Here is a 14,125-nt window from a genome sequence, read left to right as displayed (position 1 = left end):
TCTATCCATTCCATATACTTTCTACATGTACTCCTGAATTAATAAGGAAATCCACAGCAGGGACGTCATAAACCCTGCGGTAAACCACACGCCTAATACCAGCTTGGATAATAAGTTTAGCACAGGTCCAGCAGGGACTGTGTGTTGTGTAGAGTGTTGATCCTTCTGCATTGCCGCCTCCTTTAGCTAGCTTCATTAATGCATTCTGTTCTGAGTGGACTACGTGAGGGAGGGAATTACCCTCCTCATCACGCATCTTATTGTCCATACCGCTAGGTGTCCCGTTGTATCCCATTGAGAGGATGTTCTCATCCTTTACGATGATACATCCGACTTTAATCTGTTCATCTCTGGACATCTGGGATACTCTCTGGGCTATATCTGAGTACAGTTGGTCACGCCTTGTACTCGAATCCTCCACCGGCGGAGAGTCTGGTGGTATCAGGGTCGTATACTGCAGTTCCAGCATCGCCTGTTCGACCAGTGAATCGTGACTTAAGCACTCGCAGTTTGATTTGGTTTCTTTCATGTTCGTTCTCTGCTACTAGGTTACGAGCAAATGCGATGATGTCGAAGCTGATCTGCTTGATAGAGCCTGATCCCTTGATATCATCGATGCTAGCGAGGTGTCCCTCTTCGAAGGACTTACCATGCATTGACTTACGTAGGTGAGAGATCAATCCCAACCAGACGTTGTGTTGCTTAACGATCTTCAATAGATCAGACATCATCTTATCTATCGCTTCGTTTCCACTGAGCCCATCAGTTCCCTCACTGACAGCGATTGTGATGTGATCCAAGACCAGATACTTACAACCCATGAGAGCCAGATACTCGATCTTATCGATGAGGCTAGCATCAGATACACTACCTTGGTGGTCGAGTAGTACCAGTCTCTCATCACCAAAGACGCTGTCGAACCCTCTTCGAAGTTCGTCATCCGTGAGAGGTGGATGACCATTTGTGGCTCGTCCCAAAGACATGCTGATGAATTTCTCAGCAGTATCACCGACGCTTTCTTCCAGAGATATAAGACCAATCTTGTCGTCTGTCTTAGAGAGAAGATCAAGAATGATCTCTTTAATAACAGTAGACTTACCGCTGCCAGTACCACTAGTAAATAGAGTGATTTCACCAGCGCGAATGCCACCGAGTTTCTCATTCAATCCTCCTAAACAATCAGGATACGGTAGTGATTCCGTATTCTTACGTGCCATGAACTGATCCCAGATAGCCTCGCCCATAACGATACCAGCTGGTGACCAGGTCTGTGCATTGTATACTGCTTTGACTAGTGTGTCAGCACCGAACTCCTTGAGTACATCACATGGATCTTTAGCAGGAAGCTTAGCTACCTTACACCGACCCATGCCTACGATCTTAGCTGCCTCATCTACTGCAGCCTTACCTACCTCGTCCTGATCGAACATGAGGACTACAGTCTCGAAAGATCTGATGAAGTCACGGTTAATCAGTAGAGACTTGACACTGTTCACCCCATTAGGGAGTGATACGACTGCGTAGAATCGATTATATTTAGTATGCCATGCTTGGGCTACAGCCATAGCATCGAGCTCTCCCTCTGTGACGACTAGGAGTTTGCCACTTGCTACGTTCTGACCGAACAGCTCGGCACCAGCGAAGTCTCCGTGTGTACGGAATTCCTTTGGTAGCTTACGTTCCTTCCATGCTACTGTCTCACCATCCTTAGTGAAGGGGTAGAAGTGTGACTCAGGTTTCCCATCAGGATCCACTGACATCTTCACCCCGAAATGATCTACTACTTCTTGAGTAATGCCACGGCTCCCAATAGGAAAGCTGCGATAACTATTAACCTCGGATACTCGAGTAGTACTAGGATAGGTGGTAGTTCCATTTGATTTGCTCACTTGATTATTCCATGTTTGTTTCTTACACACATAGCAATGTGTATGATCTTCGTAGACGTGCAGCCCGTCAGAGCTGCCACAGTCAGGACAGTTTGTCTTCATATTAGTTCCACTTAAGGTCTTCGATCTCGTCCTTGCTTAGACGTTTCTTCCTTGCTTTGTTACTCTTGTTAATACGTTCAGCCCGTTTAGACAGGCGGATTGTTTCTTCTTCATTAGTCTTAATGTCTTTCATCTTACCCATTACATACAACTTAAACATTCGTCCTTGCTAGCTTGCACACCAGCTTTACTGTACACATAGTATAGAGCCAGGATATTAGGATCCATGAAGGCTTCCTTGTGTACCTTACTTACGTACTCTTCCTCTTCGTCCGCTGCGAAGAAGAGATTGAGAGATTGCCATTGGTCAATGAACTTAGCACGCTGACTTGCCATAGTAACGACAGACATTTGAGGGATTTCGAACGCAGTTCGGAACACATCTTTCTCCTCATCTGTCAACCACGTTTCAGATTGCACTGATCCCATTGCATCTCTAATGCGTTCAACAGTTCGCTTCGAGTAAACTCCTCGTTCATGCATGAGTTTAAGTAGCTCCGGGTTAATGCGGTCAACTTCTCCTGCTGCTGTTCGTTGAGTGTATACCATTGCAGTGTCAGGGTTAATGCCCTCTGATATTCCGCCCATGATGAGCGCGGTAGACTTAGTAGGTGCGATAGCAATTCGATGTGTGTTGGCCATCCCGTACCCTTCCATCCATTCAGGTACGCCATATTCTTCTGCGATGTACTCGCTCGCTCTTCTAGATTCTGCATCTAATTTACTGAATACCTCTCCGTTAAGCATCATAGACTGGAACTCTCCCCAGACTAGACGCCGCTGTTGTAGTAGTGTGTGCCAGCCACAGACACCTAGACCTAGAGCACGGGACTTCTTAGTAAAGCTCCATGCTTTCTCCAGACCTGGTGTGTTCTTGGATTTCTCTAAGAACTCTTGCACGACTGCATCAAGGAATACTGTAGCATTGAAGACAGCATCTGTATCCTTCCACTCATCGTACTTAGCTAGGTTCATAGATGATAGCACACAAGTATAAGTATGATCTTCATCTGAGTGCAGCATGATCTCTGCACAGAGCTGAGGTGACTTAATGTCTAGTCCTCTTTTAACGTACCACTCAGGTCGCTTAGCGTTTGCTTTGTCTGGGAAATAAAAATATCCCTTTCCTGTGACCATCTTTGTATACATTGCTCGCTTGTATCGTAACACAGCGTCTTCGTCTCCGGCTTCAAGCCGCTCCACGAAACTATTGTCGATGCACCAACCCAGATTATTACCATCAGGATTGTGAAGTAAGTCATCACAGACTTCATAAAAATCTCCATGATCTATGGGGAGATAGCCTGCCCAGCTTCCTCGTCTAGCAGTCCCTTGAGATACGTAAGACATTGATTGACGAAAGGTTTGTAGTACTGGGAGGACCCCGGAAGATTTCCCTCCGACAGAGATGTCTGTTCCACGTGGTCTGATATCTCCAAGATACGAAGCTGTACCGAATCCTGCTTTAGTAAGGGCAGCAGTCTCTCGCAGTCCCTCGTAGATCGCGTCGATAGAATCTCCCAGATAAGAGCCTGCACAGGAGACGGGTAGTCCGCGAGTAGTTCCTGTGTTCGAGAGGACCGGTGTAGAGGGCGATAGCCATCCTCGCCACAGCAGTTCGAAGAACTCTTGTCTGAACTTACCTGGGTTTGGGGTGTGGACGGCAAGAGTGTTAGCAATTCTAGTATACTGTTGCTTCGGTGTAGTTCCTTCGGGGTAGGCATATCTCTCCTTGAATAGTTGATAGCCTGCGGTGGTGTACCACTCGGGTACCTCACCTTCAGCCTGTAGTTTCTTTCTTTCATTACTTAGTCGGGTATAGATACTCAAAACGTAAACCTCTCTTCATTCCAGCTACGCTCATACTGATTCCCAACTGAGTTGAAGAAGTCATTCATTGCGTATCCATTAATACTCTTATAGAATGTGTCCGCTACTGGATTGTGATTGACCACATAATAATTGTTAAACCCAAGGTTACGAACACAGATATTGATACGACTTCTGACAAATGCTTCGAGCTGCGCACGTGTGATACCGTCGATGTCACCCATCTCAAAGATCTTTTCAATAATCTTTTGCTCATGCTCCAAGACTTTGTCAGCCACGTCGGTAATGTAATCGTGGAGTACGTCGGTATCGTAGTCTGTCTCTCGTACAAGCTGTCGTACCAACCACGCTGCCGCTTCAGCATGTAAGGCTTCATCTCTTGCAGAGAAGTTAATGCCCGACACAACATTGAGAAGCTTATTCTTTCCAGCAGTTTGAAAGTGCTTGAGGTAGGCGAAAGAAGAATAAAGAACCGCACCTTCAATAAATGTGAATGCGGCAACTGCTTTGACAAGATCATCCTCTCCAAGTAATGTATCGAGATATTTAATACGGTCAGCCAGTACTGGATCTTCAGTATAGCTATTGTAGAATTCGTCTGTTGCAAGGTTAAGTTCCTCATTTAGTTTAGCATAGAACGGGGCATGGACTGATAACTCCATAGCCCCAAACATAGCTGCCATTGACTGGATCTCTGGACGGGGAAAAGCTTTCATTACCTTCTCCAACCAGAACTCTTCACCGATGATCAGCTCATACTTAGTGAAGAGCTTGAGCGTGGTGATCACACCGTGTCGCTCAGCCTCTGTCATGTTCACTAGTATATCCTGCTTGTCTTTCTCTACGTGTATCTCCTCAGCAGGCCAGAAGATAGCAGCTTGTTTATTCCTGAACTCAACAGCTTCAGGATAGTCTACAGTATAGGTAGACTTAGGTGTCGTCAGCCGACAGCTCTGTGATGATGACATCTACGAATTCCTCTCCTTTATCCACTTTATATTTGAACGCAGTTAATGCGTACACTTTATTATCATTGAAGTCCTCATAGATCTTCTGTAACGTATCGAGCAGTGGCTTATTCAGGTTGTCCAGATCCTTCGCTCGGTTGCTCACTCCGTAGTGAACTACTACCTGTACCTGGTTCTTCTTGAACGGCCACTCCGTCCCCATCAGTTCGTCTCTTATTTCGTTCTGATATGCTTCGTACTCCTTGCTCTTGCTCGGAGCTCTCCCTCTGAAGTGGTTGTTCATCTGATTCGCTGTGATCGGGTTCACCTGAAATCTGTGCTCGAATGTCTTCATACTCATCCCATGTTTTAATCATTTCCAAGAGACGACGCGAGAGCTTCGGATCACCCGCTTCGTGCTCTGCCCACGCGGCCTTGACTTTGTTCCACATCCTCTCTTTTGGGATTCCAGCCAGGATTTTCTCAGCTTTCTTTGGTCCGATGCCACGGATTCCAGGGATTCCATCACATCCATCACCAGTAAGACACTGAAGCATAAGCTTATAATAAGCAGTGTCGTCATCCACATCTTGATATTCCTTCTTAACAAAGTTGTAGTGTATACCTGGGATCTGCAGCAGGTCCTTATCGATACCGCATATAGTATAGGCGTAGCCTAATTCACGAGCTTCATGAGCCCAGATACAGACCAAGTCATCAGCCTCCATACCGTCAGCTTGAACTGCACCGTGCTTATCCATCAAGTATTGGTGCGCATAGTTCAGAGCCTTCTTCATGTCAGGCTCTAGCTCTGGTCGGTTAGCTTTATATTTATTATAGATATCGTGTCGGAAGTTATCCCTTCCCTTCACCGCTATCTTCATTACGTCAGGCATAAGGCATGCGCCTTCGATCTCTCTGATTCCGCGATCGATATACTTCCTTATTTCGTTCTGCTTCTTAGTTTTCCAGCAAATTCGGAAATATAGGGAATCAGCATCGAGAATTCCTACGTTTATCATTTGTTTTCCTCAATTAAAAAAGGCCAAGGGCCCCAAAGGGGGCCGTTTTGAAGTATGTCTCAATTTGACATAGACTTAATGCACTTCAGCATAAGATGGGCCGATGCAGTAATCACCACCATTCATGCATTCCACACCAAACCACCTTGGCGCTTCCTCATAGGATTCCTTAAGGATCTCACCTACCCGGTGTGCATCATCAGGATGTACTGACCAAGCCTGTTCGTCGTGGTACATCAATCTTGGTTTTGCCCGAAGTCCCTCGGCCCTAATCTTTTCCGCAGCATAGACAAACGACGCTTTGCACGTGATTCCCTCTGCACTTTGGAGTAGATAGTTAAGGCACTGGTGACCACTAGGCACAAAGATAGGACGACCATCAAGCCCAGCAATCCACCCGTTTCCTTGAGAATACTCACGACGTTCCCACTCCCCTTCTACTTTTGCTTTGATTTCAGCCAATCCAGAAATTGATTTAGCGAAGTCTTCGCGAGCTTTACTTCCGGCGTCTCGATTGAGTCGTCCAGTAATTGCTTGACCGAGTTTAGCGTCTCCTGCTCCAAAGAGGTACGCATAGAGGAAAGTTTTGGCATCAGCTCGGCTGCATCCGAGTGCATCTGCATTGCGTTGGTGTTGATCTCCGTAAACGACCTCTTGAGTATACTCAGGATTGGATACATAGTGGCATAGTCCTCGAAGCTGGTTTCCGGAGGAGTCACATCCGACGATAACGTCTCCTCGATCAGCGATAAAGATTTCTCGCAGTTCTCTACCGTATTTTGCAGAAGTTGCTGGAAGGTTGACAATGACTTCATGGCGGCAACGCATACTAGGAGTTCCGATGGTCCACATGTTGCCATGTAGTCGTCCATCGCGTAGCTTTTCCCGCCAGCCTTCATATACGCTGACTCGATTTCGTAATGTATAGTATTCACTGATTAATTCTCCTACTTCCCCTAGCTTTAGCAATGAGGAATCAGTTAGCTTAGGACCTTGGTTTACCCACTGTCCATTGATCTTCTTCTTGGTGTACTCGTCTGGCTTCCAGCCGATAGACAGAAGATATTCTTTAACAAGATCTGTTTGACCTAGCTCAATCTGACGGGTCTCAGACCTACGGAATTGCATACCTGGTGCCATCAGATGTGTATCTGTAGGCTTGATATCGTATCCGAAGTATTGGCTCAACATACGGACTGTAGTAGCCTGGTATGTCCCATCCTTCTTGAACTTGGGAGTCTTAGGTTCCTTATCGAGGTATACCTTACGAGTCCCTAGTTTAGGCTCCATAATGTCTTCAATCTCTTTCAGACGTGCTGTCATAGTCTCATAGTTCTTATTAAATAGAGACATGTCTATATTCCAACCCTGTGTACGCATCTCTACGTTCAGCTTAGCAGTCTCATGTTCCACATGTAGACCTTGCTTGATCAGTGGTTGGTATTCATAGATCTTCATATATTCTTTAACGAGAATCTTGTAGACCTGTGCGTTTAGGTTAACGTCCTGCTTACAGTATGTCAACATCTCTTGATTGTAGTTAGTCCAATCATGGTAGTCTAGCTTGTTATTGGTTAACGCTTCGCCCCATCCCGCGAGCCCATGCTTATGAACGCGCTTGTACCGTAGACACTGAGACATAATAAAAGTATCATGGCAGCGCTTCCGAAGAAGATCTCGCCCGGAAAGAAGCCGAATAGCTGGAATGTCAAAGCCAATAATGTTGTGACCAATAAGGAGCTCAGCAGAAGCAAGCTGCTCAAGACCGTCACAAAGAGGAGGAAGGTCCCCATCATAGTCAGAATACGCATATACTTCTCCTGTGTCAATATCCTGCGTTACTAGGCACCATATAGTGGTAGCCGAATCTAATAATCCGTCTGTCTCAATGTCGAAGACGAGTTTCATATCTTATCCCTTCTTAAAGAACTTACTCTTTGGTTTACGTTTAGCCCGGTAACTACCGTGACTCATCTTTCCCTTTGGATTCTTTTGCTTTGCCAAATGCTTTCTCCCAATTATCTGCGAATTTCTTCTTGTCTACAGGACGGAATGCTGATCCTTTACCTGTGCCTGTTGTACCGAACCTACCCATTAGCATGCTTCCGTACATCTACATAGTATCCATAGCCTGGGATACGGGATACCTGGATGACCTTCGCCATCTCATCCCATGTCATTACTCCGAGGAATCCGACCTCAACCTCATCACCTTCTTCGAGTGGTCGGTCGGGCCAAGTAAGCTTCTCAATGAAGTAAAAGTGATCAATGATACTGGCTTGCCGGAATAGGTTCCGTCCTTTGCTAATAGGTATGTTCCACCACTTGTCGATAACTTTAACATCTACCTTTCCATACTTGTCAGAGACGCCGTCCCAGCTCCAGGTTGATGACGGTTCCCATTCGTTGATTTGGGCCATGTGCCACTCATAAAGCTCACAGTCTGCGCGCATGAGGGCTGCGGATGTCGGTTTCTTAGTTTTATTATAGAGCATCGCTTTATTATTACGAAACTCTATAAACTTATTACTTACTGGGATCTTTAAGGAATTCTGCGATTCTACCATGGTTATCCTTATGACTGGGTGCTTGCCAGCCTTCTGGTTTTATGAGATCAGGTAAGCCCAGGGGATTAGGACGACCTTCTTTGACACCAACCTCTTTCATGAGATTAGCTGACATAACACGATTCCAAGCAACAGTGGGATCAACATTACAGATATCCAGTGTGCCAAGAGCGATGACGATAATATCAATAAGCCCATCAACGACTTCTTCTGCGTCGCCGGCTTCAACTGCTGCGACTGTTTCACGGTATTCCTCCGTAAGCATCATCATACGTAAGTCCATGAGCTTCTGCAGCTTATCCGGGTGGTCTACAATCCAACGGTAAACCCCGAACTTATTGTGCATTTCACGGATGTCCTCAATCTTACTCATTTGTCTTTCTTCTCCAGTAATGCTTTGAGACGTGCATCTAGCTCGTCATCTGTTAGTTCACTCGCTGAGACATCTTTGTTAGTCTGCTCAACTGCTTGTAGCTTGGGTGCCTCGTAGGGAGCAATCTTAGTAGCAATGTCTGCTGCGGTGTCCCAGTCCTGCTCATCGATGGCGTGCATCATGCGGACTTTGAGGACCTCTAGCGCAGTCAACTTCTCATCTCCGCTAACTGCTTTCAGTAAGTCCTTGATTTCCTGTGCTTTTTGCTTGAGCGCCTCACGCTTTAGTTTGTTAGCGTGGCGTGCCTCTACGGACTTCTTTTGTGCCATACGAGCAACTTCGTTGTCAGTAGCGAATGTTTTTGCTGGATCCAAATTAGCTAACGAATTCGGATGCATCTTGCGACCCATCATAACCTCCTAAGTCATCTGCTAGGTTCTCCTTGAACTTCTGGTTATGAAGCCACGCACCGTACATAGCACAGTAGTTGATCATGTCCACGAGAGAGTCATCGAGAGATTCAAAGTTGGACTGTTCTTGTTCAGCTACAGAGCGGATACGGAGATATTTTGTGTGGATCATATGTAGGAAACTTACATCCCCGAAGGGGAAGTAGTCCTCCTCGGTCCAGCGGGAACCTTGGTAATCTGCCGATTTCCGGCGTTTAATATCAATTGCTTTCTGCAGGATATCTTCTGCGTTCATATAATTCTCCATATAGGTGAGAGTTCGGTGAAAGTTCGTCGCGCAAGCGGCGGACAAAACGCAAATCCCCGGCGGATGTCGGTGATTCAAAAAATAATGGAAAAGAGAGCCCGAAGGCTCCCCTCACATTTCATATACAGCTCGCATGAATCCCAGGCAAGAAACTACCATCATACTGATACCGATAAATTGTGAAATTTCCATTATACTAATTCCAAGTGACGTTCGTAGACATGCATATTGCCTACTTGCCAAATGATGTTGCCTGGCTGCACTTCGAGATCATCTGCTAGCTTCTCGAGTACATGGCGCTGCCACGCGTAGTCGTTGTTATATCCAAAGACAGCATCATTTGAACGCATTTGTACTACAGCTGTCAGGAATCCATGGCGGATCTGATACTGTACTACGTTTGTGCAGTAGAAGTCGGACATACCGTTATAGTTCCACGTATCGTGGATCTTAGGGTCGGTGTAGATCATTACGGCTTTCCGCGATTGCGGATCACGTTTTAGCTCACGGAATACTTTCATATACTGTGATTCGCTAACTCCTCGCCATGTATAGATCAATTGTCCATAGTTTGAGTTGACGTATCCATCATCGTCGGCTATAGAGTCCCAAATAGCAACTCGCTTTCCGTACATATCAAATAGAGTATCAACACTCCCGCTACAAGACTCATACCACTCAATTTCTGCATCGATGTATTCCTGGTTGGGTGTTCCGAATATGAACGGTTCGTTCGCTAAGAAGGATACACCTAGGAGTTCTAGGTGTGTCGCATCGGGTTGAACTGCTTTAAGCGTCCGAAACTGTTCTCGGATTGCCCTTACGGTGTCCATCCGCCAGTCTCATTTTCTTTTAGTTCGCATTGCTTTTCGACTTCATCAAGGAATCGCCATTTATCGAAGCGAGGATTCTGCTGTTTGAAGAATGAGCAGAGTTCAGCTAGTGCTTCTTGGGAGATTTCCTTGTGATGCTCGCCTAGCCATTCAGCGAACCATTGGAAGTGTTTTCTAGTCATATTCAACTCCAAATACCCAGTTCTTGGCTTCTTCTTCCATCATCATTGAGGCAATAGCCATATGACTTGGAGACAATAAGCCTCCAGTCATCATTTGCAAATCACCTTCGGTGTCTACATAGATCGCAATGATACCCTGCGCTTTCACATCACGCATTGTTGTTAGTGCTTCTAATACTGCTTGGTTTACGAATCCCGCAGTGTATACATTGTCAGACATATTACCTCGCAAATAATATAAAAGCTGTAATTAGTAAGGTGAAGTAGATGCCAGCTGCAGCAAGAATACTTCCCAATAACACTGACATCCACTTCTCCATAATTAGCTCCTTAGCTATCTAGACCACGTACATCCTTTGAGTAGTCATAACGAGTTGCTTCTTCACCGTTGATTACGATGAAGTGATCTTTGTATTCGTTCTCACCTTTGAATACCTTATCGCCAACCTTCAAGTGAGGAGCAACCATAATGGTTACGCTCTTATCTTCTAGCGAGATTGCGAAGTGCGGTGCTAGGAACTCACCTTCGTTCAACAATGCTTTAGCAGGTTCTAGGTTTACCGGTACAGCGTACTCAAATGCACCCGGCTTACCACCGGTGTTATCAAAGGCCAAACCACCAATTTCTTCAGCATACAAGTCTGCCCAACCTGTGGTTGCCAAGACGAATAGACCTTTAGAAGGTGCGGGTACTTCAGCCAATGCTGCGCCTGAGAATGTTGCTGCCAATGCAGCTGCTGCTAGTAGTTTTTTCATATTTAGAGTTCCTCTATATGTTGGTTTCGACCCAATCTGCGTGGGCCTGAGCTTCCTCGTCCGTGAGGAAAGGTGCTGACTTCTTAATTGCCAGCGCGTTGCCAGTTAGCTCTGTTACGAGCTCAGGTTTTGGTGGATTATCGTATTCTTCAAATGTGCTATCACTGCACGCTGCTAATAGTAGCACTGCCGATAAACTCACCGAAAGCTTTACACCAGATAGTGACCGATTGAATAGATTTCGCATGTACACCTCGTGGGAGTGTTACTTCGTAGAAGCTCGCCCCTTTGCCTTGCAACAATTCTCCGAGTTCGTGTTGCACGGTCGAATTGAAGTCGGATTCTTTCGTGATGCTAGCGCTAGTACTAACGTAAACGTGATAGTCAGGACCAGGGCTGCTATCAAAGTCAGAACCAAGTTGGACATAATAAGTACCATCCTTTTCGATCAATGATACAGAGCCTTTGGCGTTGTGCAAGAAGTCTTGGCCAGGATCATCTTCACGGATGCTGCCTTCTTTAATGACTGTACCTTGCACGACTTGATCTTCTGCGTTGAAACGGTTCACCGCATCTGATACGTGGCCGCCGACCACTGTAGAGATTGTATCTAACAATCCTGCTTGGGCAGTACCCGTTATTAATGCTAAACTAAGTAGAATATATTTCATTACCAATACCACCCTAATGTGTTATAAACTGCTACGAGGACCACCGCAGACAACACGACGGCTGCTACGGATAGTCCTGTGATTATTGCTGCAACCAGCAGCCCTTTCATGTATATTTATTAGCTAGACGATATAGCCATGCTACCTCTTCGCGGATACCCCATAGGACAGCCATGAGGATTACTCCATCAAGAAACATTGTCATTTCTCCATCGTTCCATGATTTCATCAATCTCATCGATTGCTTCGTCATCTGTTAGATCATCATCATCCATGATATCTAGGATGTCGGCTAGCGCATCACTTGTTGTGTATGCGGGTTCACCTCGATCGTAGAATGGGTCGTACTCATCTTCGGGGATAGACGAGATGTCTACACCCATATATGGATAGTTAGTCATTTTGGAATCCCCAATAGTATGTTTCTAGTTTCGCATTCATATTCTCGAAGTCTTCAGGTGAGTCAATCTTCGTTGCGAACTTGATCATCTCTTCTAGATCTCCAGGAATAGACATGTTGTTCTCGAGATACTCCAACATCTCATACTCAGATACTGAATCGAACTCGTCTTTACCTAGTGCCTTTCGCCAGTTCTCTGGAGACATGATACGAGAGTAGTCTACTGTGACCGAGAATTGCCACTCCATTTTGATTTTGTTCATGTTAGATTCCCATACTATTTGGTTTGTACGAGTATCGGTTTAGTTTCTTACCATGTCGGTATAGATACTTTCGATATTCGCAGGCAGCGTGCTCTACGTCCCATCGGTGCATTTTACGCAATTCTTCTGGTAGATTATCAATACCACCAAGTTTATCTATTACGGCTTGCGCGCCTTGTCCGATTGGTATTTCGGATGTCGGATTATACATTGATCGTAGATACTGTAGATCTAATACAATTTGGAACATTGCGAATGTGATTGTACCACCGTATGCTTTGTTACCAAGATCTACTGCATCTTTTATACTATCCGTACTCTTCAATGCGTCGGCGACTTTCTTGTATACTTTCTTTGGATAGTATACGATCGTTTCGCGGTTTGTCTCGAATTCATCAAGTTTACACATCCCTGGTGAGATTTGATACGCTTGTGAGTTCATAATTACTCCTTCACCTTCTAAGATGAACGATATATCATCGGAAGGTTTACATGGTAGTAATTTAGACAATACATCTACTCTGTTGATTAGGCGTGACAGTAGTAAGTTATATACTAATGTTTCGTAATCGAGATCTTTTACTTTCTCGAATATAAACCTACTTACTTTATCGTCTTGTCGGTAGATGTTTGCAAACCGGGTTTTGTCGAGAATCTCATCGTCTGTCCATGGACGTGGTTGTCCACTTTCTTTCTTTAGACGAATTGACTCTCGTTCCTCGATAAACCATAGGAATTGTTCTAAAGAGATCATCTCAGGGTCGATTGTTGCAGAGGTTTTAGACCGTGACATTCCGCCACGGTCTCCTTCTCTCGCTTTCAACTTGGTCATACGATGTCTCCTAATACTAACTCGATTCCATCTTTGATGGTTTTAGGCATCTCGGCGACGTTACAACGGGAAAGACACATTCCATCTCCATGCATTGCCCATGATGACATTACGAAGTATGCTTCGGGGTAGTCATCTTTGAATGACGGATGATGTTTTTCCAACATTTCGTCAAATGCATTTTTGAAATTACCGACGTTACCACCCCACATGTTGTGACGAACTTTCTCGTCTTCCACTGGTGTGTCTGTCAATTGCATCTCATATGTGATTGCATCTTTTCCGTATAGTTTACGAAGTAGTAGCAATACAAATACTTTGTTATGTATTTGACGTTGCATTTTACCCGTTTCTAATGCGTTTTTCAATACCTCGAAGCGTGAAACGTTTCCTTGGCCATTGATTACGCATTTTTGATTGTGCCAGAAACTGTACACGCATTTCATCTTACTGTTCCTCTATCTTAAATGATTGATCTTATCGTATCTCATGCACGTACACATCAAAGTGCGTCGCGTGACGCTGTGGAAGATAGCAGTCGTATGCACGTGATGTGCTGACTAGATACGGCTTCGGGTTATCTGCTCGAGCCGGCGCTCTACGCGGACCTCGAGGCATCAACCTAACACGGAGTTTAGGTGTACGAGCAAGCCAGTTTAGATATATCTGATGACCGTAAAGTGATTCTGCTTCTTTACCCCACTGCTCGATGCGTTTGTGTAGCTTGTTATTCGCTTTCAC

The 14,125-nt window shown here is 45.2% G+C and carries 19 protein-coding genes; all 19 read right to left on the bottom strand.

All coding sequences use genetic code 11. From position 1 onward, the window contains the following. Nucleotide 1 precedes the first annotated feature (1 nt). Nucleotides 2–469: a dCMP deaminase family protein gene (locus GDA45_07625; GenBank protein ID MBC6414730.1), complete on the bottom strand. Its 468-nt coding sequence runs from the start codon at nt 467–469 to the stop codon at nt 2–4. Further along, nucleotides 396–1,760: a toprim domain-containing protein gene (locus tag GDA45_07620; GenBank protein ID MBC6414729.1), complete on the bottom strand. Its 1,365-nt coding sequence runs from the start codon at nt 1,758–1,760 to the stop codon at nt 396–398. The genes GDA45_07625 and GDA45_07620 overlap by 74 nt, the downstream gene beginning before the upstream one ends. 372 nt (nt 1,761–2,132) lie before the next feature. Beyond that, complete coding sequence (locus tag GDA45_07615; GenBank protein MBC6414728.1) at nt 2,133–3,821, bottom strand: ribonucleoside-diphosphate reductase; 1,689 nt, start codon at nt 3,819–3,821, stop codon at nt 2,133–2,135. After that, on the bottom strand, nt 3,818–4,789 hold the full coding sequence (locus tag GDA45_07610; protein MBC6414727.1) for a ribonucleotide-diphosphate reductase subunit beta: 972 nt from the start codon (nt 4,787–4,789) through the stop codon (nt 3,818–3,820). The genes GDA45_07615 and GDA45_07610 overlap by 4 nt, the downstream gene beginning before the upstream one ends. A gap of 107 nt (nt 4,790–4,896) precedes the next feature. Further along, entirely contained in the window at nt 4,897–5,790 is an 894-nt protein-coding gene (locus GDA45_07605) for a hypothetical protein (GenBank protein ID MBC6414726.1), read from the bottom strand. Between the two features lie 75 nt (nt 5,791–5,865). Continuing rightward, nucleotides 5,866–7,698, bottom strand: a complete 1,833-nt coding sequence (locus GDA45_07600; GenBank protein MBC6414725.1) for a hypothetical protein — start codon at nt 7,696–7,698, stop codon at nt 5,866–5,868. Between the two features lie 179 nt (nt 7,699–7,877). Further along, the gene (locus GDA45_07595) at nt 7,878–8,357 is read right to left on the bottom strand and encodes a hypothetical protein (protein ID MBC6414724.1); all 480 of its coding nucleotides are present in this window, start codon (nt 8,355–8,357) and stop codon (nt 7,878–7,880) included. Beyond that, nucleotides 8,317–8,628 carry a hypothetical protein gene (locus GDA45_07590; protein ID MBC6414723.1) on the bottom strand — a complete coding sequence of 104 codons (312 nt, stop codon included), beginning with the start codon at nt 8,626–8,628 and terminating at the stop codon, nt 8,317–8,319. The genes GDA45_07595 and GDA45_07590 overlap by 41 nt, the downstream gene beginning before the upstream one ends. A gap of 98 nt (nt 8,629–8,726) precedes the next feature. After that, a complete protein-coding gene (locus tag GDA45_07585; GenBank protein MBC6414722.1) occupies nt 8,727–9,143 on the bottom strand; it encodes a hypothetical protein in 417 nt (138 codons plus the stop codon). After that, the gene (locus GDA45_07580) at nt 9,106–9,435 is read right to left on the bottom strand and encodes a DUF1599 domain-containing protein (protein MBC6414721.1); all 330 of its coding nucleotides are present in this window, start codon (nt 9,433–9,435) and stop codon (nt 9,106–9,108) included. The genes GDA45_07585 and GDA45_07580 overlap by 38 nt, the downstream gene beginning before the upstream one ends. A gap of 203 nt (nt 9,436–9,638) precedes the next feature. Beyond that, nucleotides 9,639–10,280, bottom strand: a complete 642-nt coding sequence (locus GDA45_07575) for a dCMP hydroxymethylase (GenBank protein MBC6414720.1) — start codon at nt 10,278–10,280, stop codon at nt 9,639–9,641. Next, a complete protein-coding gene (locus GDA45_07570) occupies nt 10,268–10,462 on the bottom strand; it encodes a hypothetical protein (protein ID MBC6414719.1) in 195 nt (64 codons plus the stop codon). The genes GDA45_07575 and GDA45_07570 overlap by 13 nt, the downstream gene beginning before the upstream one ends. Beyond that, a complete protein-coding gene (locus GDA45_07565) occupies nt 10,455–10,682 on the bottom strand; it encodes a hypothetical protein (protein ID MBC6414718.1) in 228 nt (75 codons plus the stop codon). Before GDA45_07565 ends, GDA45_07570 begins: the two co-directional genes overlap by 8 nt. A 110-nt stretch (nt 10,683–10,792) precedes the next feature. Next, the gene (locus GDA45_07560) at nt 10,793–11,218 is read right to left on the bottom strand and encodes a hypothetical protein (protein ID MBC6414717.1); all 426 of its coding nucleotides are present in this window, start codon (nt 11,216–11,218) and stop codon (nt 10,793–10,795) included. Between the two features lie 161 nt (nt 11,219–11,379). Then, nucleotides 11,380–11,889 (bottom strand): DM13 domain-containing protein, encoded by a 510-nt coding sequence (locus tag GDA45_07555; protein MBC6414716.1) that lies wholly within the window; start codon nt 11,887–11,889, stop codon nt 11,380–11,382. A gap of 188 nt (nt 11,890–12,077) precedes the next feature. Further along, entirely contained in the window at nt 12,078–12,290 is a 213-nt protein-coding gene (locus GDA45_07550; protein MBC6414715.1) for a hypothetical protein, read from the bottom strand. Then, a complete protein-coding gene (locus GDA45_07545; protein ID MBC6414714.1) occupies nt 12,283–12,537 on the bottom strand; it encodes a hypothetical protein in 255 nt (84 codons plus the stop codon). Before GDA45_07545 ends, GDA45_07550 begins: the two co-directional genes overlap by 8 nt. Nucleotides 12,538–12,553: 16 nt before the next feature. Continuing rightward, nucleotides 12,554–13,384 carry a hypothetical protein gene (locus GDA45_07540; protein MBC6414713.1) on the bottom strand — a complete coding sequence of 277 codons (831 nt, stop codon included), beginning with the start codon at nt 13,382–13,384 and terminating at the stop codon, nt 12,554–12,556. Further along, the gene (locus GDA45_07535; protein MBC6414712.1) at nt 13,381–13,830 is read right to left on the bottom strand and encodes a hypothetical protein; all 450 of its coding nucleotides are present in this window, start codon (nt 13,828–13,830) and stop codon (nt 13,381–13,383) included. The genes GDA45_07540 and GDA45_07535 overlap by 4 nt, the downstream gene beginning before the upstream one ends. Nucleotides 13,831–14,125: the final 295 nt, after the last annotated feature.

Source organism: Chromatiales bacterium (assembly GCA_014323925.1).
GTDB lineage: Bacteria > Pseudomonadota > Gammaproteobacteria > Poriferisulfidales > Oxydemutatoraceae > SP5GCR1.
Note: the sequence above shows the minus strand (reverse complement) of the source record. Positions and strands in the feature narration are given on the sequence as shown.